Source organism: Afipia sp. GW823-FHT06G09, assembly GCF_058794875.1.
This window is the reverse complement of record NZ_JBXAHF010000005.1, coordinates 66,266-89,828: the sequence shown is the minus strand read 5'-3', so window position 1 is coordinate 89,828 and position 23,563 is coordinate 66,266. Positions and strand designations below refer to the sequence as shown.

The following is a 23,563-nucleotide window of genomic DNA, read 5'->3' as shown; positions in this document are numbered from 1 at the left end:
CTCAAGCGCAGGGGATTACTTGCACTTGTCGTTCTTCATTCCGCCCTTGATCCAGTCGATCGCCTTCACGCCCGGAGGCGGGTTGACGCATTCGGCTTCGAAGTTGACGATATCCACCAGATCGACGCGCTTCTTTTCGGCGTTGTACTTGGTGCGGCTGAACGAGATTGGCTGGATGGCCTGATGGCCGTCGCCGTTCTTCATCTGGATCAGGCCGCCCGGGCTCTGCCACTCGGAGCCGGTCATCGCAGCGACCAATTCATCAGCGCTCGGCTTCTTGCCGCCGTTCTTCGCCATCGCCTTCTCGACCGCACTCTTCACGCCGAGGATCGACTGCGTGACGCGATAGGCGGCCTGCACGGGATAGGTGCCGTGAGCCTTTTCATAGCCGTTGAAGAACCACTCGTTGAGCGGGGTCTTCGGCGACATCAGACCATAGGAACCGCGTGCGCCGATAATGACGCCATCTGGCATCTTGTCGCCGAGTGGCGGCAGGACGTGGTCGGCGGCGCTGAGGACGAGCTGGCTGCGCTTGGCGAGGCCGCGTGGCACCGACTGCAGAATGAAGGCCTGCAAGTCGCCGCCCCAAAGGCTGGAATAGACGACGTCAGATCCGGCGGACACCAGCGCCGAGATCTCGGTGCCGTACTGGCCCGCGCCGAACTTCGGCAACAGATCGGCATTGAGCTTCGCATTTGGATAAAGCTGGGCCGCAGCCGCGACGAAGTCGGCCCGGCTGTCCTGGCCCCAGGCGTAATCCTGGTTGATGGCCGAGAACGTATCCATCTTGATGTTCTTCAGCTTCATGTAGCGGATCAGCCCGACGTTATCCTGGGTGGCGTGGGCCGCCGTGCGGAAGACGTAGTTGTATTTGGCTTCCTCGAAGATGCGCGGCGTTCCGCAGTCGAACAGGAACAGCGGCTTCTTTAGTTCTTCCGCGATAGGTGCGACGGCGAGGCAGTCGCCGGAGCCGATATAGCCGATGACGGCATCGACATTGTCGCGCTGATAGAGGTTGCGCAGCTCCTGCACCTGCTTGGTCGCGCCGCCGTTCTCGTCGATGACGATGGGCTCGATCTTCATGCCACCGAAGCCGACTTTATTATAGGGGGCCGGTCCAGCGCCCTTGTTCAGTTCGCCGATGACGAATTCCGCAGCCTTGCCGGCGGGGACACCGAAGCTTTCCGCTGCGGGACCCGACAGGAATGTGACAATGCCGACCTTGAAGCTTTCCTGTGCCGATGACGGGCCGGTAAACGCCAGTGCAGCGGCGGAGCAGGCCGTCAACAAGCCAAATGTTCGCGTGAAGCGCTTCATGCTGTTCCTCCCGAATTGTCCGGTCATGCCGGTTCTTTGTTTCCGCATCCGTTTGCCGGATGTCAGTGGTTCAATGGCAGCTTAAGCGGGCTTTTGGCGCGCGTCTACGATCCCGGTTCCTGAAGCGTGCGACGAAAGCTTGCATGGGCGTTGGTGCGAACAGACGTTGCAGAATTTGCACAGGAGGTTTTGCATCGATGCCAGTGAGGGTAAGCATCCCTCGCAGACGCAGCGCAATATGCCGGTTCGTATGGCGAACCGGATCGCGGGTACAGATTGCAATCCGCGTCACGCGACGCGTTTCTTCCTGAGCTTGCCGTTGACCGTCAATTTGCGCGGCGAGATTTTCGCGTTGCGTCCGTATTTCCTCTTTGTCGACAGCTTGAACTGCGTGTAGCCGAGCACCTGCTGCATCGCGGCGCGGGCTTTCTCGGCATGGCCCTCATCAATGGCACGCGCGGCTATGGCGTGGTTCGGCAGGTTCTCGTTGAACCAGCCCGGGCTGCCGGTGGCGACCATGAACACGGCGCTCAGAATGGTGTCGATGGCGCCGCGAAAACCTTGCAGCACCGGATTGTGCGTGGCGTCGATGATCGCGAGATGGAACGCCTTGTCCGCGATGATCGCGGTCGGCACGTCGTGCGAGGCTTCCATTGCTGCGAGCGCTGTCATGATGCGCCTGCGATCCTTCGCCGTCGCGCGCTCGGCGGCGAGGGCAGCGGCGGCTGGCTCGATGATCAGGCGCACTTCCTGCAGCGCGAGCAGAAGATCGCGATTGGGTTCTTCCTTGCTGATCAGCCAGCTCAGCACGTCGCGGTCGAGCAGGCTCCAGTCGCCGCGCGGACGCACATGCGTGCCGTGGCGCGGACGGACGCTGACCAGTCCCTTGGCCGCGAGTGTCTTGATTGCCTCGCGCACCACGCCGCGGCCGACGCCGAAGCGGCTTTCGAGATCATGCTCCGGCGGCAGCGCCGAGCCGACCGGAATCAGATCCTGCGCGATCTCGCTGCCGAGCGTCCGCAACACGGCCTGAATGCGGCCGGGTTTGACGAGCTTGCTGGCGGCTTTCGGGCGGGATTTTGCTGGCGACTTCATTCACTAAAGCTAGCACACAGGCGCTCGCGGCGACAATCATCCGATGTTAAACATCGGATGTTGCAGCTTGCTGCAATGCAGGAGGCCGGAGGTGAACCTCGATCAGACATAACGGAAGCGGGCTGAAACGGCAATCGGCTGCGCGTGCGCCGCAGTATCCGCCGCGTTGAATTCGATGTGCGGAATATGAAAAACGCGAAGGCTTAAACCGCCCTGGCCGTCACAGTGGCTGTTACTGCATGCGCTGAAGCAGCACGAAAGGCTGGCCGTCCTCGGAGCCAATATTGGTCTCCACATCGAAGACGTCGCTGATCATCTTGTTGGTAATCGTCTCGGCAGGGCTGCCGTCGGCGGCGACCGCTCCCTTGCGCAGAACGATGATGCGGTCTGCGAAGCGGACCGCAAGATTGAGGTCGTGCAGCACCGCGACCACGGCCGTGCCGGTGCGCGCCCTGCGCTTGGCGGTTTCGACCAGATTGATCTGGTGGCGCAGGTCGAGGCTCGAGGTCGGCTCGTCGAGCAGAAGAACGCCGGGGCCATGCTCGGCTTCGCCGCAGGCCAACTGAACAAGAACCCGTGCGAAATGCGCGCGCTGCTGTTCGCCGCCGGACAGGGTCGGCAGTTCCCGGTAGCGGAACGGTGACAGGTCCAGTTCGGCAATGGCTGCGTCCACCAGCGGCGCGGCGACAGCGCGCGGACGATCACCCGCGCCCATGGCGACGATCTCCTCGACAGAGAACGGGAAGGACACGTTGACATGCTGGGACAGCATGACGCGATGGTTGGCGAGATCGCGCGAGGAGAACGACGCGAGGTCGCGGCCCTTGAGACGGACGCCACCGCCGGTGCAGCGCAGGTCGCCGGACAACAGCCGCAGCAGCGTTGACTTGCCGGCGCCGTTTGGCCCGACGATGGCGACGGTTTCACCGCCGCGAAGCCGCACACTGACGTTATTCAGGAGCGTTGCCTGCCGCACCTTCATGCAGACCGCATCGGCTTCGATCATGGCAGGGGCGAGCGCGCTCACGATGCTATCAGCCTTCGTTGCCGCAGCAGGATGAACAGGAAGAACGGCGCGCCGAGCGCAGCGGTGAGAATGCCGATCGGCACTTCGGCGGGCGCCGCCAGCACGCGCGCGATGGTGTCGGCCAATATCAGAAGAATGGCTCCGAGGAAAACCGAGGCGGGCAGCAGCAGCCGGTGGCCGGGGCCGATCACCATCCGCAACAGGTGCGGCACCACGATGCCGACGAAGCCGACCACGCCGCAGATCGATACGGCAACGCCGGTCATTGCGGAAATCATCACGATCGAGATCTTTTTCAGCCGCTCGACATCGATACCGGTGTGAAAGGCTTCCGCTTCACCCAGCACCAACACATCAAGACCGCGCGCGATCAGCGGGATCGCCAGCACCGCAAGCAATGCGACGGGTGCGACCATTCCGGCTTTCGGCCAGGTCGCGCCACTCAACGAACCAAGCAGCCAGAAGGTGATGTCGCGCAACTGGCGGTCATCGGCGACGAACACGAGGAGCCCGATGCCGGCATTGGCGATGGCTGCGATGGCGAGGCCCGCGAGCAGGAAGGTCGCAACCGAGGTGCGGCCCTCGCGGCTGGCGATCTTGTAGAGGATAGTGGTGGTCAGCAGCGAGCCCGTGAACGCCGCGATCGGCAGTAGTTCCAGTTGCATAAAGCGGAGGCTTGCGCCCCATGCGCTGTCGGAGATCACGATGGCTGCCGCTGCTGCAAATGCGCCGCCGCTCGAGACGCCGACCAGCGCCGGGTCGGCGAGGGGGTTGCGGAACAGGCCCTGCATGATCGCGCCAGACAGCGCGAGCAGACCGCCGATCATTCCGGCAATCGCGATGCGGGGAATCCGGATCGACCACAGCACGAGTTCGTCGCGCGCAAGCAAAGCGGGATCGACACCGGCGATGTTCAGTCCGAGTGCCGCAGCAAAACGAGGCAGCGGAATGCCCGCCGCCCCGACGGTCACCGCCAGCAGCGCGACCGCCAAAACTCCGGCAATCAAAGCGGCGTATACGGCGATTGCGGAGGGGCGCATCGATCCACCAGCCTTGGCGGAAGCCAATGGCGTCGCTTCTGTCACCGTCATTTATGGCAGTCGACGGAAAGCGCCGCCGGCTTCCACGTCGCGGCCTTCTCATTGAGATCGGGATAAAGCGACAGTGCGAGATCGCGGGCGGCGGCGGCGGTGCGCGGACCGAAGCCCAGCAGATACAGCCCGTCCATCGCGACAAACGATTTCTTCGCGGCAGCGGGCGTCAACGCGAACGACGGATTGGCGAACACGGCCTCTGCCTCAAGTTGCTCGCGGCCTCGCTGCATGGTGAGAATGACGTCCGGCTTGGCGGCGACGATGGCCTCGTCATTGACCGGCTTGTAGCCGTCAAAGCCTTCGACGGCATTGACGCCGCCGGCGAGCTTGATGATCTCGTTCGCGGCCGTCTTCTGTCCGGCGACCATGGCGCGGCCGTTGAGGAACGACATCACGAACATCACGCGCACGGGCTGTTTGACACTTTCGCGGAGCTTCTTCAGTTCAGCAAGATCGCTGCTGACTGCTGCAGTGAGGCATGCGCCGCGTGCGTCTGCATCCATCGCATGCGCAACCAGCTTGATCTTGTCGAGCAGACCTTGCTCCGTGTGCGTCTCCGGGAAAGACACGAACGGAATTTTCGCGGCGTCGATAACGTCGAGGGTTTCCTTCGGGCCGGAGCCTTCGATCGCCAGGATCAGTTGCGGGTTGAGGCCGAGCACGCCCTCTGCGCTGAGTTGTCGCATGTATCCGACGTTCGGCTTTTCGCCGAGCGCCTTCGGCGGATAAAGACTCGTGCTGTCGATGCCGACGATCTTGTCCTGAAGACCGAGCGCATAGAGGATCTCTGTGATCGCGCCGCCGACCGAGACGATGCGCGACGTGTTGCCGATGGTCACGTCGCGGCCGCGGGCGTCGTGGATAATGATACCTTCGGCGCGTGCTGCCGCGAGCGGGGCCGCACTGACGCAAAGACCCGCGGCGAGGGCGAGCGTGACGCCAAACGTCGCGCTGATCGTTCGGGAAGCGGGGATTTTGCTTTTCATTTGGTCAGGATCAGCTTGTTCTGCGCAGTCAGCCGCAGGCGATAGGTGTCATCGCCGTGCGTGATGATGATTTCACGCGAGGAGACGAACAGGTCACGGCTGTTGATGCGGTTATCCGACAAACGGATCGAACGCTCAATTAGAGCCGTTCTAGATTTATCGCCGGCATCTTTGCCCGAGGAGCCGTCGGGATCGTGAGGAGAGCCAGCATTCATCCGTTTTGCGCGTCCTGTTTGTAAACTCCCGTTGTTCTTAAGTTTGTCGGCGCGCGAATTCCAACACTCCAGTTTACAATAGGTTTAAACTGATCGTTCATTGGCTTGACCCAGCCGGACCATTTTACGAAAAGTGGCAATACGTTGGCAGTGACCAACGGGATTCTACGACAGCCAGCCAGCCGCCTTCGGGCGATGCCCGCCAGCCGCATCACGCAAAACAAAGTTGAGATTTGGGGCTGTCATGCTGGGGCTGAATGCGCGCGCGTGCGCGCTACTATTATCCGTGTCTGTTGTTGCGCTGGGGGGAGTGGTCGCGGCCACGCCGGTGCATGCGCAATCTGCCGATGCTTCCGTGCAACCTGCGAAGCCGAAGCCGATCAAGCGCAAACGCGCGAGCGCGCCGATGGCGGAAGTGCCGGTGCCGAGCAATCCAATGAATGCCAACGCGCAGATCGGCCAGCCGGTCTATCAGTCGCTGGATGAAATCACGGTTGCCGCGTCCAAAACCCAGGAGCGCGCGATCGATGCGCTGGCGCCGGTCAGCGTCATGACGCTGGAGCAGATTCAGGGACGTCAGGCCACGCGCATCGGCGATCTCGTCTATACCATGCCAGGTGTCTGGATACAGGATCGCGGCGACGATCCATCGACATCGATCAACATTCGCGGCTTGCAGGACTTCGGCCGCGTTGCGGTCGTGGTCGATGGTGCACGCCAGAACTATCAGCGCACCGGCCACAACTCGAACGGTTCGTTCTTCCTCAATCCCGAACTGATCGGCGGCATCGATATCGTGCGCGGCCCGACAGCCAACATCTACGGCTCGGGCGCGATCGGCGGCGTGGCGTCGTTCCGGACCAAGGACATCCAGGATGTCGTGCGTCCCGGCGAGCGCTGGGGCGTCGATACCAATACGATCTTCGGCACCAACCATGGCCGCGCACTCGGCTCGATCTTCGGCGGTGTCCACGTCAATCCGAACGTTGATGTGTTCGCTGGCGGCACCTATTCGACGCAGGACAACTACAAGGACGGACTCGGCATTCCCGTGGAGAACACCGCACAGCGGCTCTCAAGCGGCATTGCAAAGCTGACTGTCCGTCCCGCGGATGGCCACGAAATCAAGCTCGGCGGAATCTTCCAGGAAGACATCTACAATGTCGGACAGCCCCGCCGTCCGCTGGGGCAGCCTTTCGCGCAGCCGGGCTCTGCGGGCAACGGCACCTCAGTCTATGCGACCAATTTGAAGAACTACACCACAACGCTTGGCTGGAAGTACTCGCGGCCCGACGATCAGATCTTCGATTGGGACGCTAAGATTTACTGGAATCGTACCGACAGCCAGCAGGTCAAGACGCTGCACAATTCAGCACTGGCCACGGGCAATTGCACCGGCGGCCAGCCGGGCAACAGCATCACCGGCTGCGTCGGCGACCAGCGCAGTTATCTGATCGACACCTTCGGTTTCGACGTTCACAACACGTCACGCTTTGAGACCGGCGACTGGCGTCATGCAGTGACCTACGGCGGCGACGGTTTCCGCGACGACGTTTCGACCGCCGACAGGAGCGGAAATTCCAACAAGACGACACCGGGCGGCGAGCGCACGGTCACCGGTGCGTTTATCCAGTGGAAGACCAACTACACCTCATTGCTGGAGATGGTCGGCGCTGTCCGCTACGACAACTATCAGCTTAGTTCGTCTGCAGGCTCCGCCAGCGGTGACCGCTTGTCGCCGAAGATCACCATCGGGCTGATGCCGGCAGCCGTCATGACCCCCTACATCAGTTATGCAGAGGGCTATCGCGCGCCGTCGATCACTGAAACGCTCGTGAACAGTGCTCACGTCGCGACCGGCACCGGACAGGGCGACTTTTCGATCTGTCCCGATGGCACGCGCGGCTATTTCTGCTTCCTGCCGAACCCCAATCTGCGTCCAGAGGTCGGCAAGACCAAGGAAGTGGGCGTCAACATCAAGCAGAACGGCCTGTTCAGAGCCGGCGACAGCTTCCGCGGCAAGTTCAACGTGTTCCGCAACGACGTCGACGACTATATCGACAGCGTCCAGTTCACCGGACCTCCGTTCAATTCCTTCCCGCCGATTCCGGGCGCGTTTCCGACCACGTATCTTCAGTATCAGAACATCGCGCATGCCCGGATCCAGGGCTTCGAAGCTGAAACGATGTACGATGCCAACGACTTCTTCGTCGGTGTGTCGGTGACGCTGCAGGAGGGCAAGAACACCCAGACCAACATCGGCTTGTACAGTGTGCAGCCGCAGAAGGTGACGACAACCGCGGGCCTGCGCTTCCTCGACAATCAGGTCGTACTGTCGGCGATGTGGACGTCGGTGAAGAGCAATACCGACATCCCGGTCACGTATCTGCCCGGCACGTCCTACGATCTGGTCAACCTCTACCTGCAAGTTAAGCCGACCAAGGATTTCGCGCTGAACTTCTCGGTCGAGAATCTTCTGAACCAGTACTACCGGCCTTATGCCATTCCGCGCGCCGCCGACTTCACGTCTCCGCAGAACGACGTGCTGTGGGCCAGCGCCGGCGCGGGCATCGTCTACAAGGCCGGGCTCAAATACCACTTCGGAGGAAGCTGAACGCAGAACGATCAGTCACTGCTTTTTGAAAAGCAAAAAGAGGTTGCCGCGCGGAGCTTTTCTGCGCGGCTCGCTGCGTCTTCAGCGCAGGCTCTCATGAACGACACTTTGGCCATTCGGCTTTACAATGAGACAAACAGGAGAAGACCAATGTTTATCGCGATGAACCGTTTTCAGGTGAAGACCGGCTCCGAGCAGGCGTTCGAGACCGTGTGGGCGACGCGCGAGTCCTATCTCAGCGAGCTTGCAGGCTTCATCGAATTCAATCTGCTGCGCGGGCCGAAGGCTGACGATCACACGCTGTATTCAACTCATACGTTGTGGGCGGACAAGGCGGCGTTCGAGGCCTGGACCAAGTCTGAGCAATTCCGCAAGGCGCATGCCCGCGCCGACAACCAGACCGGCGAGAGCCTTTATCTCGGCCATCCGAAGTTCGAGGGCTTCGAGATCATCCAGACCGAGCGCAAGTCCAGCGCAGCAGCCTGAACCATGCCGAACACCAATCTGGCCGATCTCAGGAAGCACATGGCTGAGAACCCGGGCGGCGTCATTGAGGACGTCGCGCGGGAGAAGAACGTCACGGCGCGCGCCGTGATCGAGGCGCTGCCGGAGGAGATGCGCAGCTTTGCGCCTGGCTCGGCCTTCGTGCCCGCGATGCAGGACATCGCGACATGGGGCGAGGTGACGCTGATCATCCACACCGAGGACGGCATCTTCGAGGTCACCGAGCCGGTGGGTGGCGGCGAGATCGGGCGTGGCTATTACAACATTATGAAGCCGAAGGGGATGCACGGCCATCTGCGTCATGAGCGCTGCGGCGGCATCGCCTTCGTCGAACGCCCGTTCATGGGCAAGTCGTCTGCTTTCGTGGCGTTTCTCAACGTCGACGGCGGCGTGATGTTCAAGGTTTTCGTCGGCCGCGACGAGAACCGCGCGCTCAAGACCGACCAGCTCGAGAAGTTTCGCGCTTTGGCGAAGACGCTGGGCTGATTCCACTTACAGCTTGAATAAAAAATGGCCGGGTCATCCCCGGCCATTTCTTTTGCGGAAGTTGCGACTGAAGCGATCCGGCTTGGAGGGGCAAGGACCGGATCGCTTCGTCGCAGGCGCATCGCTGTCACGGGCAATGCAGCTGTGCGCCATCTCGTGACCCGCATTCAGCGGGTTATTCGGCCGCGTCCTTCAGCGCGTGAGGAGCATGTCCGGCCGGCGCCAGCTCGATCGAGCTTGCGCCATGCTGGACCAGCGGCTTGTTGCCGGTGAGGCCGCGCAGCAGGACATAGAAGACCGGCGTGAAGAAGATGCCGAACGCGGTGACGCCGATCATGCCGGAGAACACCGCGATGCCCATGGCGTGACGCATCTCCGCGCCTGCGCCGACCGACGTCACCAGCGGCACCACGCCCATGATGAAGGCGATCGACGTCATCAGAATCGGCCGCAGTCGCAGGCGGCTGGCTTCGATGGCTGCCGCAACCGGCGAGCGCCCGGCAAATTCCAGTTCGCGCGCGAACTCCACGATCAGAATCGCGTTCTTTGCCGACAATCCCACCAGAACGAACAGGCCGATCTGGGTGAAGATGTTGTTGTCGTTGCCGGTGATCCAGACCCCGAACATCGCGGCCAACAGCGACATCGGCACGATCATGATGATCGCCAGCGGCAGCATCAGGCTTTCATACTGCGCGGCGAGCACCAGGAACACCAGCAGCATCACGATCGGGAAGATGTAGAGCGAGGTGTTGCCGGCGATGATCTCCTGATAGGTCAGGTCGGTCCACTCGAAGCCGATGCCCTTGGGCAGCGTTTCGTTGGCGATACGCGCGACCGCTGCCTGCGACTGGCCGGTGGAATAGCCCGGCGCGGTATTGCCGTTGATGTCCGCCGCAAGGAAGCCGTTATAGCGCATCGCGCTTTCGGGCCCGGCGGCGGATTGCAGCTTCAACAGCACGGAGAGGGGGATCATTTCGCCGGTCGTGGAGCGAACCTTCAGCTGGCCGACGTCTTCAGGCCGTGCGCGGAACTTGCCGTCGGCCTGCACACGCACCGAGTAAACGCGGCCGAACTTGTTGAAGTCGTTCACGTAGTACGAGCCGAGGTAGACCTGCAGCGTCTCGAAGATACTGGTGATCGGCACGTTGAGCTGGCGCGCGCGGGTGCGGTCGATGTCCGCGTAAAGCTGCGGGACGTCGACCTTGTAGCTCGAGAATAATCCGGTCAGCTCCGGCGCCTGCATCGCTTTTGCGAGGAAGGCCTTTTTGGCTTCGTCCAGCGCCTCGTAGCCGAGGCCGACCTGATCTTCGAGCTGAAGCTTGAAGCCGCCGGTGGTGCCGAGGCCGTCGACCGGCGGCGGCGGCAGCATGGCCACGAAGGCATCCTGAATGACCGTGTACTTCTTGTTCAGCTCCGCAGCGATGGCGGTGGCGCTGAGCGAAGGATCCTTGCGCTCGCCGAAAGGCTTGAGCGTCGAGAACACAATGCCCGCGCTCGACGAGTTGGTGAAGCCGTTGATCGACAGGCCTGGAAACGCCACGGCGCTTTCAACGCCGGGCTGCTGCATGGCGATCGCCGACATCTGACGCATCACCTCTTCGGTGCGGTCGAGCGTGGCGCCTTCCTGAAGCTGGGCGAAACCGATCAGATACTGCTTGTCCTGCAACGGCACGAAGCCGCCGGGGACGACCCTGAACAGGACCGCGGTCACGCCGATCAGCACCAGATAGACACCCATCACGGCAGCCTTGCGCGAGATGACGCGCTTGACGCCAACGCTGTAGGAATCCGAGGACTTCTGGAAGACGCTGTTGAACCGCCGGAAGAAGCCGCCGAGCACCTTATCCATGCCGCGGCTGAGCGCATCCTTCGGCTGATCGTGCCCCTTCAGCAAGAGCGCTGCGAGCGCCGGGGACAGCGTCAGTGAGTTGATCGCGGAGATCACCGTCGAGATTGCGATGGTCATGGCGAACTGCTTGTAGAACTGGCCGGTGAGGCCGCTGATGAAGCCGAGCGGCACGAACACCGCGACCAGCACCAGGGCGATCGCGATAATCGGCCCCGACACTTCGTTCATGGCCCGATAGGTCGCATCGCGCGGCGACAACCCTTCCTCGATGTTGCGTTCGACGTTCTCGACCACGACGATGGCGTCGTCGACCACGATGCCAATGGCGAGCACGAGACCGAACAGGCTCAGCGCGTTGATCGAATAGCCGAACAGCAGCAGCACCGCGAAGGTGCCGATGATCGAGACCGGCACCGAGATCAGGGGAATGATCGACGCGCGCCAGGTTTGCAGGAACAGGATGACGACCAGCACCACCAGCGCGATGGCTTCCAGCAGGGTGTGGATCACGGCTTCGATCGAAGCGCGGATGAACCGCGTCGGATCGTAGGCGATGCGATAATCGACGCCCTCCGGCATGTTCTGCTTGATCTGCTTCATGACCGAGTGGACTTCGTCGGCGATCGCGAGCGCGTTGGCGCCGGGTGCCTGGAAGATGCCGATGCCGACCGCGGATTTGTTGTCGATCTGGGAACGCAGCGCATATTCGGACGCGCCAAGCTCGATCCGGGCGACGTCCCGCAGGCGGGTGATTTCGCCGTTCTGCCCGGTCTTGATGACGATATCGCCGAATTCCTGCTCGTCCTTCAGGCGGCCCTGCGCGTTGAGCGGCATCTGCAACGTGACGTCCGCGGAGTTCGGCGCGCCGCCGACGGTGCCGGCCGCGGCCTCGACGTTCTGGGCCTGGATTTCGCGGGTGATGTCACCGGGTGACAGACCGAGCTCGGCGACCTTTTGCGGGTCGAGCCAGACGCGCATCGCGTAATCGCCGGCGCCCCAGATCTGCACCTGGCCGACGCCGCGGATACGGGCGAGGCGGTCCTTCACATTGAGCACGCCGAAGTTGCGCAGGTAGGTGGTGTCGTAGCGGTCGTTCGGCGACAGCAGATGCACCACCAGCGTGATGTTCGGCGAGCTTTTCACCGTGGTGATGCCGAGCTGGCGCGTCACCGCCGGCAGCCGCGACTCCGCCTGCGAGACGCGGTTCTGAACCATCTGCTGCGCAAGGTCCGGATTGGTGCCGAGGCGGAAGGTGACGTTGAGGGTCAGCACGCCGTCGGTGGTCGCCTGGCTGTTCATATAAAGCATGTTCTCGACGCCGTTGATCTGCTCTTCGAGCGGCGTCGCGACCGATTCGATGATGACCTTGGGGTTGGCGCCGGGATAGAGCGCGCGCACCGTCACGATCGGTGGCGCGACCTCCGGATATTCGGAGATCGGCAGCGCGGGCAGCGACAGCAGGCCCGCAAGCAGGATCAGCGCCGACAGCACGCCGGCGAAAATCGGCCGGTCGATAAAAAATCTCGAGATATTCATGACGTCATCTCATTATTGGTTTTGTTGCAGTCGACTGTCTGATGCCGTCATTGCGAGGAGCGTAGCGGCGAAGCAATCCAGCTTTTCTTTTCTCAGCGACGGATTGCTTCGCTTCGCTCGCAATGACGTTGTTGATGGGGAACGCTCTGCGTCAGTTCGCGTCCATCGCAATCACTTCGGGTGCGACAGGCGCGCCGGGGCGAATGCGCTGCATTCCCTTGACCACGATCTGCTCGCCCGGCTTCAGGCCGGCGGTGACCACGCGCAGGCCGTCGATAGCGACGCCGAGCGAGACTTCGCGATACTCGGCCTTGTTCTCCTTGGTCACGACCATCACGTACTTCTTGTTCTGGTCGGTGCCGACGGCGCGCTCGTTGATCATCATGGCGCGTTCGGTCTTGGGCTGGCCCATCTGCAGGCGGACGAACTGTCCGGGTATCAGGCGGCCATCCTTGTTGTCGAAGATGGCGCGGACCCGCACCGTGCCGCTGCGTGCATCGACCTGATTGTCGATCAGCTGCATCTGGCCCTCGAACGGCAGGCCATGGCTGGTCGCGGTGCCCATCTTGACGGGGATGCGGCCGGTCTTCGATGCGGCGTCGTCCTTGCCGAGCGCGTCGAGCGCACGGAGCACGACCTGCTCGTCGGCGCTGAAGCTGGCGTAGATCGGCGAGGTCGACACGATGGTGGTCAGCAGCGGCGACCCCGGACCGGCGGCGATCAGGTTGCCGACGGTGATCTCGCGCTTGCCGACCCGGCCCGTGACGGGCGCGCGGACTTCAGTGTAGCCGAGATTGAGCTGCGCGGTCTTGAGAGTGGCCTGTGCGGCCTTGAGGTTGGCTTCCGCCTCGCGATAGGCGTTGATGCGGTTGTCCTGATCGCGCTGGGAGATGGTCTGCGATCCGGTCAGCTGCTGGCCGCGCTCGTAGTCACTCTTGGTGAAGACGAGACGTGCCTGCGCAGCTGCGACCTGAGCTTCCGCGCGGGCGACTTCCGCGGCGTAGAGCGCCGGATCGATCACGACAAGAACGTCGTCCTTCTGAACCAACGCGCCTTCGCGGAAACGGATTTCCTGGATGGCGCCCGCGACGCGCGAACGGACTTCAACCTGCTCGATGGCTTCGAGGCGCCCGGAGAACTCGTCCCAGATCGCGGTTTCCCGCTCCTTGACGTCCGCGACCGAAACCGGAGTTGCCGGCGGCGGTGCGGCGGCGTCAGCCTTGGCGCGGTTGTTCGAGGTGGTTGAGATCAAGGTTCCTGCGGCCGCCAGAATAGCCAGACCAACGCCGGCTCCAATCAGGCTCGCTCTTTTTGAAAGGCTTTTCATTATGGACCCCACTTTTGCGCTTCGCGCTCCGAGCGCAAATCGCTGCTATTTCAACACGTTGCGGGGGATCGTCGTCTGACGAGAGAATAAAGTTCCGATTTGCCCCGAAGTCGCAGTGTTTTATTGCTGCACTGCAACTGTAACGTTCGGTATAAATGGGACTTGGACTTTCGCCGTCAAGGGACATATCTAACGAAAGGTACAAATTCAGAAAGGTTCTTACTGTGGCCATGGGGCGTCCCCGTGAATTCGATCTCGACCAGGCTCTGGAAAACGCGTTGCACGTGTTTTGGGCGAAGGGATACGAGGGCGCGTCGATGGCGGACCTGACCGAAGCGATGGGTATTACCAAACCGTCGCTCTATGCCGCGTTCGGCAATAAGGAAGAACTTTTCCGCAAAGCGTTCGATTCCTATGTCGACGGTCCGGCCGGTTACACCAAGCGGGCGTTGCTGTTGCCGACCGCACGCGCCGTTGTCGAGAACCTCCTCTACAGCGAAGTGGACGCGGTGACCGATCCGGAATGCCCTGCAGGCTGTCTCTCAATCAACGGCGCATTGACGGGCGGCGATGCGGCTGAATCAATCAAGCAGGAACTGCGGGTGCGCCGCAGCCAGTTCGAGAGCGATCTGCGCGCGCGATTCGAGCGCGCGAAATCCGAAGGCGATCTCCCCGACGCGGCGGACCCCGCGGCGCTGGCGCGCTACATCGCGACGATTTCGCAGGGGCTTGCGGTGCAGGCCGTCGGGGGAGCCAAGCGCGACGAACTCAAGAAGATCGTCGAGATGGTTCTGATGACCTGGCCTCCGGTCGCGGCCTAGCCTCTCGCAGAGTCGCAGGCCTTTGCCGCGGCGAGAATCCGCTGTGCCCGCAGGCGAACCGGTGCATCGACCATCATCCCGTCGACGGAGACCGCGCCATCTCCGGAGTTCGCGATCCTTGTCGCCCAGTCGATGTCTTTTTGCGGCGGCCGGAATCCAGCCAGCGTCGGCGCGATCTGCTTGGGATGAATGCAGAGCTTGCCGCCGAAACCCATCGACGCGGCATAGCGCGCGTCATCTTCCACCAGCGCGGGATCGTCGAACGACGGCGTCACGCCTTCGAGCGGTGGCAGCAGTTCAGCCAGCCTTGATGCGAGTACGATCTCTGCGCGGGCCATCAGCAGCGCATCGCGCTCCATGCTGCAACCGACATCGGCGCTGAAATCGATATAGCCGAATGCGAGCCGGTCGGAATGCGCGGCGACCTCGCGGACGCCCGCGACACCATGCGCCGATTCGATCAGCGATATAACCGGCAGGTCGCCGAGCACCGCGCGCACGCTTTCGAGGTGTCCGGCGGTTTCCGCTTTCGGCAGCATGATCCCGGCAATGCCGAGTCCCTTCATCGCCACCACGTCCGCCTCGTGCCAGCGCGTTCCGAATGCGTTGACGCGGACGATGGAATTGGGCGGCAGGGATGCACCAGCCAGGGTCGCGCGCGCGGCGTCCTTCTCGTTTGCCGCTACGGCATCCTCAAGATCTATGATGACGCCGTCCGCGCCGGACGCCGCCGCCTTGAAATAGCGGTCGGGACGGGTGGCTGGAACGAACAGGGGCGCAAGAAAACCGATGCGCGCGAGGGCGGATGTCATTGCATCTCCGGCAGGCTGATGCGCGGCGCGGAGCGGAGCGCACCTGCACATGATAGCCCCGTTTTAAGCTTGGATGGGATACGGAGGCAACCGCGTCGCGCGGATATCCGCGTGCGCGATGGTTTCGGCGATGTTGCGGGCATGTCGTGCGAGATCCGGCGCGCCCATGAGTTCGCCGAATGTGCCGCGCGCCAGCGGGCCTGCGACGTACAGGTTTTCGGCGCTTTGTCCATTCCGGCCGATAGCGCGGCCTTGCAGAGCGACATCGATGCCGAGGCCGAGGGGATCAGGGCGGGCGAGGCCGTCGCTGCCGATCTGTCCGAGCAGCGGATTGCTCTCGAACACCGTGTCATGGGCGGGGCCGGTTGCGATCACGATGGCGTCGAACGATACCGGTTCCCATGTCCGGCTGCGCCGCGCGCGCAGTTCGACAGACAGCTCCGTGTCGTCTTGCGATGTGCCAGCGCGGACCGACGCCGCGCGGATCGCAAGTGTGCCGTCAGTGATCCGGCCCACGATCACATCGTCGACCTGAGGAGCGATGCGGAACCGATAGGTGTCCCAGAACGGACGCAAGTGCCGGATCAGCCTGGCGCGTTCGTGCAGCGATAGTGCGCGCCAGATATCAAAGCCCTGCAGCCGCAACTGATCGAGCACCGGATGCCACGATTGTCCTTCGCGCGCGGCTTCCGCGATGGCGCGCCTGATACAGCGCAGCAGCGAAAGTGTGGTGCGTGAGGGATTGCTGACAAAATCGCCAACGGGATCGCCGAATTGCGCGGCATGGGTTTGCGAGCGCAGACCGCGCCGCGAGATCGCGGTGATCTTGCCGCGATGACCCTGACGGTCGAGTGAGGCGACGATATCGGCCATGGTTAGTCCGGTGCCGACAATCAGCACGCGATCGTTCGGCGCGATGCTGCGCAGCGCGTCCGTCTGCCACGGGTTGGTGACAAATCGCGGATGATGGCGCAGCGACGCGATTGATGACGGTACTTGCGGCGGCGTGTGGCACACGGCCAGCACCACGGCATCGGCGTGAATGTCCTCGCCGTTCTCGCACGGTACGCGGTAGCCACTCTCAAGTTGAACGACGGCGCGGGCTTTTGTCTTGTGGTGCGCGACCGCTTCGCCGAGTTCGCGGACATGGGCGTTGACATAATCGCCAAAGGCCGCGCGTGTCGGGAACAGGTGCACATCGGCGATTACTGACTTGGGGTCGCGCGCGGGATATCCCGATGCAATCAGCCATTGCTCGAAATGGCCTTCCTCGTCGAAGTCGAGGTTCATTTTCAGCGCCGGCACATTGATCCGGTGCGCCGGATCGCTGCTGTCGTAGGCGAGGCCGCGGCCGATCTCATCGCGCGGCTCGATGATAATGATGTCGTGGCGGTGGGGCGCGGTGCGGTGCAGATGCCACGCCAGCACAGCGCCGGAAAACCCGCCGCCGATAATGACGACACGCGGCTTCTCGCCGGTGGATGACGGGGCGCGCTGGATCATACCCGCATCAAGACCGAATGATGCGTCCGGCGTCCAGAGCCTGAAAGCATCGCTGCCCGTCATTTTCGATGCCCATGCGTTGCATTCGGGGGACCGCTCGCCGTATTGTGCGCCATCCTGTATATGACCATGATCGGAGCGGAAACGGTTTCCGTTTTTCCGGATCGTGCTCGAATAATTCGCCCCCAGATGGAGCAGACGTGGCAGCAATTTCCATGCGTATCGGAACGCGCAAAAGTACCATGGCGCTTGCGCAGACCGAGGAAATCGCACGCCAGCTTACCGCTGCTGCGCGGGATCTGAACGTCGAGATCGTCAAGTTCGAGACGCGCGGCGATCAGGATCAGACCGGTTTGCTGCTGCCGCACGGAGGCAAGGGCGGCGCATTCGTCGCCGAAATTCGCGAGGCCGTGATCGCCGGAAAGCTGCACGCGGCGATGCATTCGCTCAAGGACATGCCGGGCAACGAGGATACGCCGGGCCTTGTGATCGGCGCGACGCTGTCGCGCGATCCGCCGACCGATGCGCTGGTGCTGCGCGCGGGCGTCACGTTCGACGATCTGAAGCGTACCAAAGGCAAGGGCTTCAAGATCGGCACCAATGCCGTGCGGCGTGCCGCATACGCGCGGCGGCTGTTTCCCGAGATCGAAGTGATTCATTTCCGTGGCGCGGCCGATACGCGGGTGCGAAAGCTCGACAACGGCGAAATGCAAAAGCTCGCCGGCGGCGGCGAGGTCGGCCCGGCCGATGCGCTGATCATGGCGCGGTCCGGACTGGAGCGTGTCGGGCTTTCCGGTCGCATTGCCCATGAGTTCACAGCGCTGGAGATGCTTCCGGCTGCGGGGCAGGGCATTGTCGCGGTGGAATGTGCCGCGAATGATTGGCGGTCGCGGCAGTATCTCGCGCTGATCGATGATCCCGCCGCGCATCTGTGCGCCGACGCCGAGCGCGAAGTGCTCTGGGTGCTGAACGGCCATTGCAATTCACCGATCGCCGGATTCTCTACGATCGATGGCCGCGAGATGTCGCTGACCGCGTCGGTGCTCGATCTTGAAGGCGATCAGTTGTTGGAGGCGACGCGCACCGGACCCGCCGACAAGCCGCGCGAGCTTGGCCGCGCGGTGGCGTTCGATCTGCTGGCGAAAGGCGCAGCAGCGATCATCGAACGGTCGCGGCCGGCTTAGCCCTGATACCCTCGCACGCGCTTCAGCATCTGCTCCACATGAGCGATGGGCGTTTCCGGCTGGATGCCGTGGCCGAGATTGAAGATGTATCGGCCCCCAGCGTAGTTCGCCAGCGCATCATCGACGGCGCGATCCAATGCTGCGCCGCCGGCGATCAAGGCCAGCGGATCGAGGTTGCCCTGGACGGCGACATGGTTCTGCACGCGCTCGCGGATCAGTGACGGGTCCGCCGCCCAGTCGATGCTGACGCCGTCGACGCCCGTGCGTCCGACATACAGCGGCAACTGTGCGCCCGCGCCGCGCGGGAATCCGATGATCTTCGCGCGCGGTGCTTTTGCGCGCACGCCTTCGACAATGCGCCGCGTCGGCTCGACCGACCAGCGCTGGAACTCGTGTGGCGGCAGCACGCCTGCCCATGTGTCGAAGATCTGCAGCGCATCGGCGCCCGCCTTGAGCTGTCCCAGCAGATACTGAATTGAATTTTCCACCAGTACGTCGATGATTTTCGCAAAGGCATCGGGCTCGCGGTAGGCGAGCATCCGCGCGGGTGCCTGATCCGGCGTGCCTTGCCCGGCGACCATGTAAGTCGCGACCGTCCACGGCGCGCCGCAGAAACCGATCAGCGCGATTTTTGGATCGAGTTCGGCGCGAACCCGGCGCAGCGCCTCAAAGACGGGCTCGAGTTTGGTGAAGTCAGCAGCCGTCGCCAGCGTGTTGATCTTTTCCGGTGTGTCGAGCGGGTCGAGGCGAGGTCCTTCGCCCGCCTCGAAGCGTACGGACCGTCCGAGGGCGTGCGGGATCACCAGAATATCGGAAAAGATGATCGCCGCATCGAAGCCGAACCGTCGGATTGGCTGCAGCGTCACCTCGGCGGCCCACTCCGGATTGAAGCAGAGGTCGAGAAAGCTGCCGGCCTTGGCACGCAATTCCCGGTATTCGGGCAGATAACGGCCAGCCTGCCGCATCATCCATACCGGCGGCACGCTCTGACGGCTTCCGGCGAGAACTTCGAGAAAAGGCTTAGTGGGCTGCGGCTGGCTCAAGCGGAAATTCCGTTGCGGGATAATGGAGTTATCGCCGCCCTGATACACGCTGCTTCGGGGTTTGGCCACCAGTGGCCGCTGAAATGATACGAATGTCAGAACCGGATCGCAGGTTGACGCTATGGTTCATCCTGATACGTTCCATTTCGGAACGGATGGCATGGCAGCCTTGCCCGGCCAAACCATTGTCGGGCCGCGAGCAGTTGCGCTAACGGTGTAAACCGATCAGCCCGCTTGCGGAAGCGCCGCAACGAACTTCGATTGAAGACACCAGGAGAGGGAACACATGAAAACGGCAATTACGGAACTGTTCGGCATTCAGCACCCGATCATCCAGGGCGGCATGCACTATGTCGGCTTCGCGGAGCTTGCGTCGGCCGTGTCGAACGCAGGCGGTCTCGGCATCATCACCGGCCTGACCCAGAAGACGCCGGAGCTTCTGGCCAAGGAAATCGCCAAGTGCAAAGACATGACCGACAAGCCGTTCGGCGTGAACCTGACCTTCCTGCCGACGTTTTCGGCCCCTCCGTATCCCGAATATATCGCGGCCATCAAGGAAGCCGGTATCAAGGCGGTTGAGACCGCCGGTCGCAGCCCCGAGCAGTACATGCCCGCGCTGAAGGCCGCCGGCATCAAGGTGATTCACAAGTGCACTTCGGTTCGTCACTCCCTTAAGGCTGAGGCCATCGGCTGCGACGCTGTCAGCGTCGATGGTTTCGAATGTGGCGGTCATCCGGGCGAAGACGACATGCCGAACATGATCCTGCTGCCGCGCGCGGAAGAAGAGCTGACAATTCCGTTCGTCGCCTCTGGCGGCATGGCCGATGCGCGCAGCCTGGTTGCTGCGCTCGCGATGGGCGCGCAGGGCATGAACATGGGCACCCGCTTCATCGCCACCAAGGAAGCGCCGGTGCATGACAACGTGAAGCAGGCGCTGCTCAAGGCGACCGAATTCGACACCCGGCTCGTGATGCGCAACCTGCGCAACACCGAGCGCGTTCTCACCAACAAGGGCGTCGAAAAGCTGATCCAGATCGAGCAGGAAAAGGGCAAGAGCATCAAGATCGAGGATATTCTCGAGGAAGTCGCGGGCGTTTATCCGAAGGTCATGATCGACGGCAACATGGACGCCGGTGCATGGAGCTGCGGCATGATGGTCGGCCTGATCCACGACATCCCGACGGTCAAGGAACTGATCGATCGCATCATGGCGGATGCCGAATACCTCATCCGCAAGCGCCTCGCCGGATTCCTCGATGGCAATTACGTTGCCGCCACGCCGCGCAAGAAGGTGGCCTGATTTCAGGAGTCATTCCGGGGCACCCGCTTTCGGGCGAGCCCGGAATCCAAAATCGGCCTTGATGAAGTTAACTGGATTCCGGATCAGCCCGCTGCGCGGGCTGTCCGGAATGACAGTCAAATCAGCCCATACGCCTCGCGCATCTCGTCGATGGCCTGAAGCTTGGTGTGAAACACCGACCAGTCGTCATTGTCAGCGATCGGCTTCCAGATCGCTTCGACTTCTTCGATCAGCATCGAACATGCGGCCGTCTTGCTGAAGTACGGGTGGCTTAGGTCAACGCCTTCGCGCGGAACGAAGTCTTTCAATGCGTTGCGGACGGCAGCGAACGCCGTATTTACATAGTGATCCTTCGACGGGCTATTCGCCGCGCGCTCGGCGCTCGCAAGGCCGCCAAACCAGTCGAAGAAGGTCTGCTCGAATGGTGCTTTCGTCTCCGACAGGAATATCCAGAGTGCGCGCACCAGTTCATTGTCGCTCACGGCATCGCGCGGCTGGACGCCGAGCCGTCTTAGCATCGCATCGGTGAACTCCTTGCGAATGGCGGGCTCGAAAACGCCCAGAGGCTTTTCGAGGCTGGGCTGATCCGCAAGGCCGAGCAGACATTCCGCCAGCCGCGTGACGTTCCAGAACAGTGCATCAGGTTGTCGGCCATAGGCGTAGAGCCCGGTCTCGTCGAAATACGCGGCGGTGAAGCCCGGCTCCAGCACGGGAACAAACCGCCACGGGCCGTAATCGAAGCTCTCGCCGGTGACATTGATGTTGTCGGTGTTGAGCACGCCGTGGACAAATCCGGCGGCCATCCATTGCGCGCCGACCCGCGCGACGCGGTGGCAGACCTCTTCGAGAAATGAGATGGCGCGCGCCGCTACATCGTCGCGCCACACCGCGGGCATGTACGTCCTGATCGTGTAGTCGAGTAGTTTCTGGATATTTTCTGTGCTGCGGAGAAACGCCTGGCGCTGGAACGAGCCGATCCGGATATGCGAGTGGCTCAGCCGCACCATCACGGAGGATCGCGTCGGCGATGGCTCGTCGCCGCGCACCAGCGCCTCGCCGGTCTCGATCAGGCTGAAGGTTTTCGAGGTATCGACGCCGAGCGCTTCCAGCATCGCGGTCGCCAGCACCTCGCGCACGCCGCCCTTGAGGGTTAGCCGTCCGTCGGCAGTGCGCGACCACGGCGTCTTGCCGCTGCCCTTGGTGGCGAGATCGAGCAGGCGGCCCTTGTCGTCGTACAGTTGCGCGAACAGGAAGCCGCGTCCGTCGCCAAGCTCCGGATTATAGGTGCGAAACTGATGGCCATGGTAGCGCAGCGCCAGCGGCTCCTTGAAGTTTTCGGCCAAGGGCTGAAACCGACCGAAATGCGCGATCCATTCCTCGTCGCTGAGCGTATCGAGCCCGACACTCTTCGCGGCGCGTTGATTGCGATAACGCAGGATGTGATTGGGGAAGGCGGCCGCCGCGACCACATCGTAGAACTCGGGACCAAGCGCGGCGTGGCTGGTCGAGGCGCGGTATTGAGGTGAGACAGGCATTCAGGACTCGGGTAATTTATGCGGCGGGTGAGTGGAGCATAACGGACCACGCAGCGTTCGGGTTCAAAAAGAAAGTCGAACATGACCGACCGGCAGCAGAAAGAGCCGCGCGCCAGCAAGGAGCTCTCCCGTCACATTCTGCCTACTTCCGCGACGATGATCGGCGTTTGCGTGACGCTGGTCGGCCTCGTCAAGGTGGTGGAAAGCAGAAGCGGACCGAGCCATGTCGACGAGTATGCCGCGCTCGCCGCGATTCTGTTTCTCGTCAGCGCGGCGGCGTCCTATCTGTCCATCCGCTATGCGGGTCAGAGCCGCGCAAGCGAGCGTTATGAGCGCATCGCAGACGTTCTGTTTCTGGTCGGCCTGCTCGGCATCACCGTTATCGCAGTGTTGTTCGCCTACGAAGCGGTCTGAGGACGAACGGCTAGAACGGAAGATGACCGGTCTTGAACCAGGTCATAGCGAGGAATCCGATCACCAGTCCGACGATGACGCCGAGCGCGACTTTCATGGCACAAACCTTCCGTTGATTGCGTGTTGCGAGAAGGCTTGCGCCATCGTCTCGCGTTAGTGAATCTCCGCGGCTTTGGCCAGCGCTTCCTTGAGCTTCTCCACGGTGAAACCGGGATCGCGGGCGATGCCGAGGATCGGCTCCTCGCGGCGTTCACACAGCCGCGCGGCATCGGGGAGTTTCGCTGCGACATTGGCCGGAATCACGACCGCACCATGACGGTCTGCATGAATGAGATCGTCCGAACTCACCGTCATGCCAGCGACGGACACTGTTTCACCGAAGCCCGCGAGATGAACGAACGCATGCGACGGGCCGATGCTGCCGGCCAGCGCCTGGAATCCCGGCGCCCACGCCGGTATATCGCGGATCGATCCGTCGGTGACGACGCCGAGGCAGCCGAGCGCCTTGTGGACCGAGCTGTTGACCTCGCCCCAGAAGGCGCCGAAGCCGATGTTCGCGCCGTCGAGATCCTGAATGATGCTGATGCGCGGGCCATGACCCGTCCCGCAATATTCGTAATAGGCGACGCGCTGGGCGCGCTGATCCGCCGCCGACAGGCTCGATGGCGAGGTGGCGCGGATTGTTGCGGTGCGGGCATAGCCGACCATCGGCGGCAGGTCCGGGAACGGGCAGACCAGTGGCTTTGTCGTGTACCCGATCAGGCGGCGTTCCGGCGCGACCACTTCCAGCGCGTTGCAGATGGTTGGTGTGTCCCAGCGCGCCAGTGTTTCGAGCAGGGATGCGGGGTGGGGCGCGGACTGGGTCACGGGTTGATCTCCTGTTGTTGATGTTTGAGGC

The 23,563-nt window shown here is 62.5% G+C and carries 20 protein-coding genes; 7 read left to right on the top strand and 13 right to left on the bottom strand.

What is annotated here, in order from left to right; translation table 11 throughout:
- Nucleotides 1–15: 15 nt before the first annotated feature.
- The 6 genes from AC1Q67_RS21385 to AC1Q67_RS21360 form a co-directional block, all read right to left on the bottom strand.
- Nucleotides 16–1,317 (bottom strand): ABC transporter substrate-binding protein, encoded by a 1,302-nt coding sequence (locus AC1Q67_RS21385; RefSeq protein ID WP_492237426.1) that lies wholly within the window; start codon nt 1,315–1,317, stop codon nt 16–18.
- A 288-nt stretch (nt 1,318–1,605) separates the two neighbouring features.
- Nucleotides 1,606–2,412, bottom strand: coding sequence for a FadR/GntR family transcriptional regulator (locus tag AC1Q67_RS21380; protein WP_024573791.1), 807 nt, complete (start codon nt 2,410–2,412; stop codon nt 1,606–1,608).
- Between the two features lie 232 nt (nt 2,413–2,644).
- Complete coding sequence (locus tag AC1Q67_RS21375; protein WP_492237489.1) at nt 2,645–3,418, bottom strand: heme ABC transporter ATP-binding protein; 774 nt, start codon at nt 3,416–3,418, stop codon at nt 2,645–2,647.
- 17 nt (nt 3,419–3,435) lie between these two features.
- A complete protein-coding gene (locus tag AC1Q67_RS21370) occupies nt 3,436–4,530 on the bottom strand; it encodes a FecCD family ABC transporter permease (RefSeq protein ID WP_492237427.1) in 1,095 nt (364 codons plus the stop codon).
- Nucleotides 4,527–5,519, bottom strand: coding sequence for a heme/hemin ABC transporter substrate-binding protein (locus AC1Q67_RS21365; RefSeq protein ID WP_492237428.1), 993 nt, complete (start codon nt 5,517–5,519; stop codon nt 4,527–4,529). The genes AC1Q67_RS21370 and AC1Q67_RS21365 overlap by 4 nt, the downstream gene beginning before the upstream one ends.
- Nucleotides 5,516–5,734, bottom strand: a complete 219-nt coding sequence (locus tag AC1Q67_RS21360) for a hemin uptake protein HemP (RefSeq protein ID WP_492237429.1) — start codon at nt 5,732–5,734, stop codon at nt 5,516–5,518. Before AC1Q67_RS21360 ends, AC1Q67_RS21365 begins: the two co-directional genes overlap by 4 nt.
- Nucleotides 5,735–5,978: 244 nt before the next feature.
- Between AC1Q67_RS21360 and AC1Q67_RS21355 the strand changes: the two genes are divergently transcribed.
- The 3 genes from AC1Q67_RS21355 to hutX all read left to right on the top strand — a co-directional run bounded on the left by AC1Q67_RS21355 (nt 5,979) and on the right by hutX (nt 9,338).
- Nucleotides 5,979–8,348 (top strand): TonB-dependent hemoglobin/transferrin/lactoferrin family receptor, encoded by a 2,370-nt coding sequence (locus AC1Q67_RS21355; RefSeq protein ID WP_492237430.1) that lies wholly within the window; start codon nt 5,979–5,981, stop codon nt 8,346–8,348.
- Nucleotides 8,349–8,498: 150 nt separating this feature from the next.
- Nucleotides 8,499–8,834 carry a heme-degrading protein HmuQ gene (hmuQ, locus tag AC1Q67_RS21350; protein WP_024573797.1) on the top strand — a complete coding sequence of 112 codons (336 nt, stop codon included), beginning with the start codon at nt 8,499–8,501 and terminating at the stop codon, nt 8,832–8,834.
- A gap of 3 nt (nt 8,835–8,837) precedes the next feature.
- Nucleotides 8,838–9,338, top strand: coding sequence for a heme utilization cystosolic carrier protein HutX (gene hutX / locus AC1Q67_RS21345; protein ID WP_492237431.1), 501 nt, complete (start codon nt 8,838–8,840; stop codon nt 9,336–9,338).
- Between the two features lie 175 nt (nt 9,339–9,513).
- Here the strand turns inward: hutX and AC1Q67_RS21340 are convergent, their stop codons facing one another.
- Nucleotides 9,514–12,726, bottom strand: a complete 3,213-nt coding sequence (locus AC1Q67_RS21340; RefSeq protein ID WP_492237432.1) for an efflux RND transporter permease subunit — start codon at nt 12,724–12,726, stop codon at nt 9,514–9,516.
- 151 nt (nt 12,727–12,877) lie between these two features.
- Nucleotides 12,878–14,053, bottom strand: a complete 1,176-nt coding sequence (locus AC1Q67_RS21335) for an efflux RND transporter periplasmic adaptor subunit (protein WP_492237433.1) — start codon at nt 14,051–14,053, stop codon at nt 12,878–12,880.
- Nucleotides 14,054–14,277: 224 nt separating this feature from the next.
- Here AC1Q67_RS21335 and AC1Q67_RS21330 point away from each other — a divergent pair, with 224 nt between their 5' ends.
- Nucleotides 14,278–14,874 (top strand): TetR/AcrR family transcriptional regulator, encoded by a 597-nt coding sequence (locus AC1Q67_RS21330; protein WP_492237434.1) that lies wholly within the window; start codon nt 14,278–14,280, stop codon nt 14,872–14,874.
- Here AC1Q67_RS21330 and AC1Q67_RS21325 read toward each other — a convergent pair.
- A complete protein-coding gene (locus AC1Q67_RS21325; RefSeq protein WP_492237435.1) occupies nt 14,871–15,686 on the bottom strand; it encodes an HpcH/HpaI aldolase/citrate lyase family protein in 816 nt (271 codons plus the stop codon). The genes AC1Q67_RS21330 and AC1Q67_RS21325 overlap by 4 nt on opposite strands.
- Nucleotides 15,687–15,749: 63 nt before the next feature.
- Nucleotides 15,750–17,252 (bottom strand): FAD/NAD(P)-binding protein, encoded by a 1,503-nt coding sequence (locus AC1Q67_RS21320; protein WP_492237436.1) that lies wholly within the window; start codon nt 17,250–17,252, stop codon nt 15,750–15,752.
- A gap of 152 nt (nt 17,253–17,404) precedes the next feature.
- Here AC1Q67_RS21320 and hemC point away from each other — a divergent pair, with 152 nt between their 5' ends.
- On the top strand, nt 17,405–18,373 hold the full coding sequence (hemC, locus tag AC1Q67_RS21315; RefSeq protein ID WP_492237490.1) for a hydroxymethylbilane synthase: 969 nt from the start codon (nt 17,405–17,407) through the stop codon (nt 18,371–18,373).
- Here the strand turns inward: hemC and hemE are convergent.
- Nucleotides 18,370–19,416, bottom strand: a complete 1,047-nt coding sequence (hemE, locus tag AC1Q67_RS21310; protein WP_492237437.1) for a uroporphyrinogen decarboxylase — start codon at nt 19,414–19,416, stop codon at nt 18,370–18,372. The genes hemC and hemE overlap by 4 nt on opposite strands.
- Before the next feature lie 286 nt (nt 19,417–19,702).
- On the opposite strand from hemE, the gene AC1Q67_RS21305 reads away from it, so the two are divergent.
- Nucleotides 19,703–20,716, top strand: a complete 1,014-nt coding sequence (locus AC1Q67_RS21305) for an NAD(P)H-dependent flavin oxidoreductase (protein WP_024573806.1) — start codon at nt 19,703–19,705, stop codon at nt 20,714–20,716.
- Nucleotides 20,717–20,832: 116 nt separating this feature from the next.
- Here AC1Q67_RS21305 and AC1Q67_RS21300 read toward each other — a convergent pair whose 3' ends face one another.
- Nucleotides 20,833–22,251 carry a protein adenylyltransferase SelO gene (locus AC1Q67_RS21300; RefSeq protein WP_492237438.1) on the bottom strand — a complete coding sequence of 473 codons (1,419 nt, stop codon included), beginning with the start codon at nt 22,249–22,251 and terminating at the stop codon, nt 20,833–20,835.
- Nucleotides 22,252–22,332: 81 nt separating this feature from the next.
- Here AC1Q67_RS21300 and AC1Q67_RS21295 point away from each other — a divergent pair, with 81 nt between their 5' ends.
- Nucleotides 22,333–22,665 (top strand): hypothetical protein, encoded by a 333-nt coding sequence (locus tag AC1Q67_RS21295; RefSeq protein WP_492237439.1) that lies wholly within the window; start codon nt 22,333–22,335, stop codon nt 22,663–22,665.
- Nucleotides 22,666–22,818: 153 nt separating this feature from the next.
- Here AC1Q67_RS21295 and AC1Q67_RS21290 read toward each other — a convergent pair whose 3' ends face one another.
- Nucleotides 22,819–23,532, bottom strand: coding sequence for an RraA family protein (locus tag AC1Q67_RS21290; RefSeq protein ID WP_024573809.1), 714 nt, complete (start codon nt 23,530–23,532; stop codon nt 22,819–22,821).
- Nucleotides 23,533–23,563 lie beyond the last annotated feature (31 nt).

Bases quoted from the DNA above. Each gene is read 5' to 3' on its own strand.
- AC1Q67_RS21385 (WP_492237426.1), bottom strand. From the start codon at position 1,317: ATGAAGCGCTTCACGCGAACATTTGGCTTGTTGACGGCCTGCTCCGCC.
- AC1Q67_RS21380 (WP_024573791.1), bottom strand. From the start codon at position 2,412: ATGAAGTCGCCAGCAAAATCCCGCCCGAAAGCCGCCAGCAAGCTCGTC.
- AC1Q67_RS21375 (WP_492237489.1), bottom strand. From the start codon at position 3,418: ATGATCGAAGCCGATGCGGTCTGCATGAAGGTGCGGCAGGCAACGCTC.
- AC1Q67_RS21370 (WP_492237427.1), bottom strand. From the start codon at position 4,530: ATGACGGTGACAGAAGCGACGCCATTGGCTTCCGCCAAGGCTGGTGGA.
- AC1Q67_RS21365 (WP_492237428.1), bottom strand. From the start codon at position 5,519: ATGAAAAGCAAAATCCCCGCTTCCCGAACGATCAGCGCGACGTTTGGC.
- AC1Q67_RS21360 (WP_492237429.1), bottom strand. From the start codon at position 5,734: ATGAATGCTGGCTCTCCTCACGATCCCGACGGCTCCTCGGGCAAAGAT.
- AC1Q67_RS21355 (WP_492237430.1), top strand. From the start codon at position 5,979: ATGCTGGGGCTGAATGCGCGCGCGTGCGCGCTACTATTATCCGTGTCT.
- hmuQ (WP_024573797.1), top strand. From the start codon at position 8,499: ATGTTTATCGCGATGAACCGTTTTCAGGTGAAGACCGGCTCCGAGCAG.
- hutX (WP_492237431.1), top strand. From the start codon at position 8,838: ATGCCGAACACCAATCTGGCCGATCTCAGGAAGCACATGGCTGAGAAC.
- AC1Q67_RS21340 (WP_492237432.1), bottom strand. From the start codon at position 12,726: ATGAATATCTCGAGATTTTTTATCGACCGGCCGATTTTCGCCGGCGTG.
- AC1Q67_RS21335 (WP_492237433.1), bottom strand. From the start codon at position 14,053: ATGAAAAGCCTTTCAAAAAGAGCGAGCCTGATTGGAGCCGGCGTTGGT.
- AC1Q67_RS21325 (WP_492237435.1), bottom strand. From the start codon at position 15,686: ATGACATCCGCCCTCGCGCGCATCGGTTTTCTTGCGCCCCTGTTCGTT.
- AC1Q67_RS21320 (WP_492237436.1), bottom strand. From the start codon at position 17,252: ATGACGGGCAGCGATGCTTTCAGGCTCTGGACGCCGGACGCATCATTC.
- hemC (WP_492237490.1), top strand. From the start codon at position 17,405: ATGCGTATCGGAACGCGCAAAAGTACCATGGCGCTTGCGCAGACCGAG.
- AC1Q67_RS21305 (WP_024573806.1), top strand. From the start codon at position 19,703: ATGAAAACGGCAATTACGGAACTGTTCGGCATTCAGCACCCGATCATC.
- AC1Q67_RS21300 (WP_492237438.1), bottom strand. From the start codon at position 22,251: ATGCCTGTCTCACCTCAATACCGCGCCTCGACCAGCCACGCCGCGCTT.
- AC1Q67_RS21295 (WP_492237439.1), top strand. From the start codon at position 22,333: ATGACCGACCGGCAGCAGAAAGAGCCGCGCGCCAGCAAGGAGCTCTCC.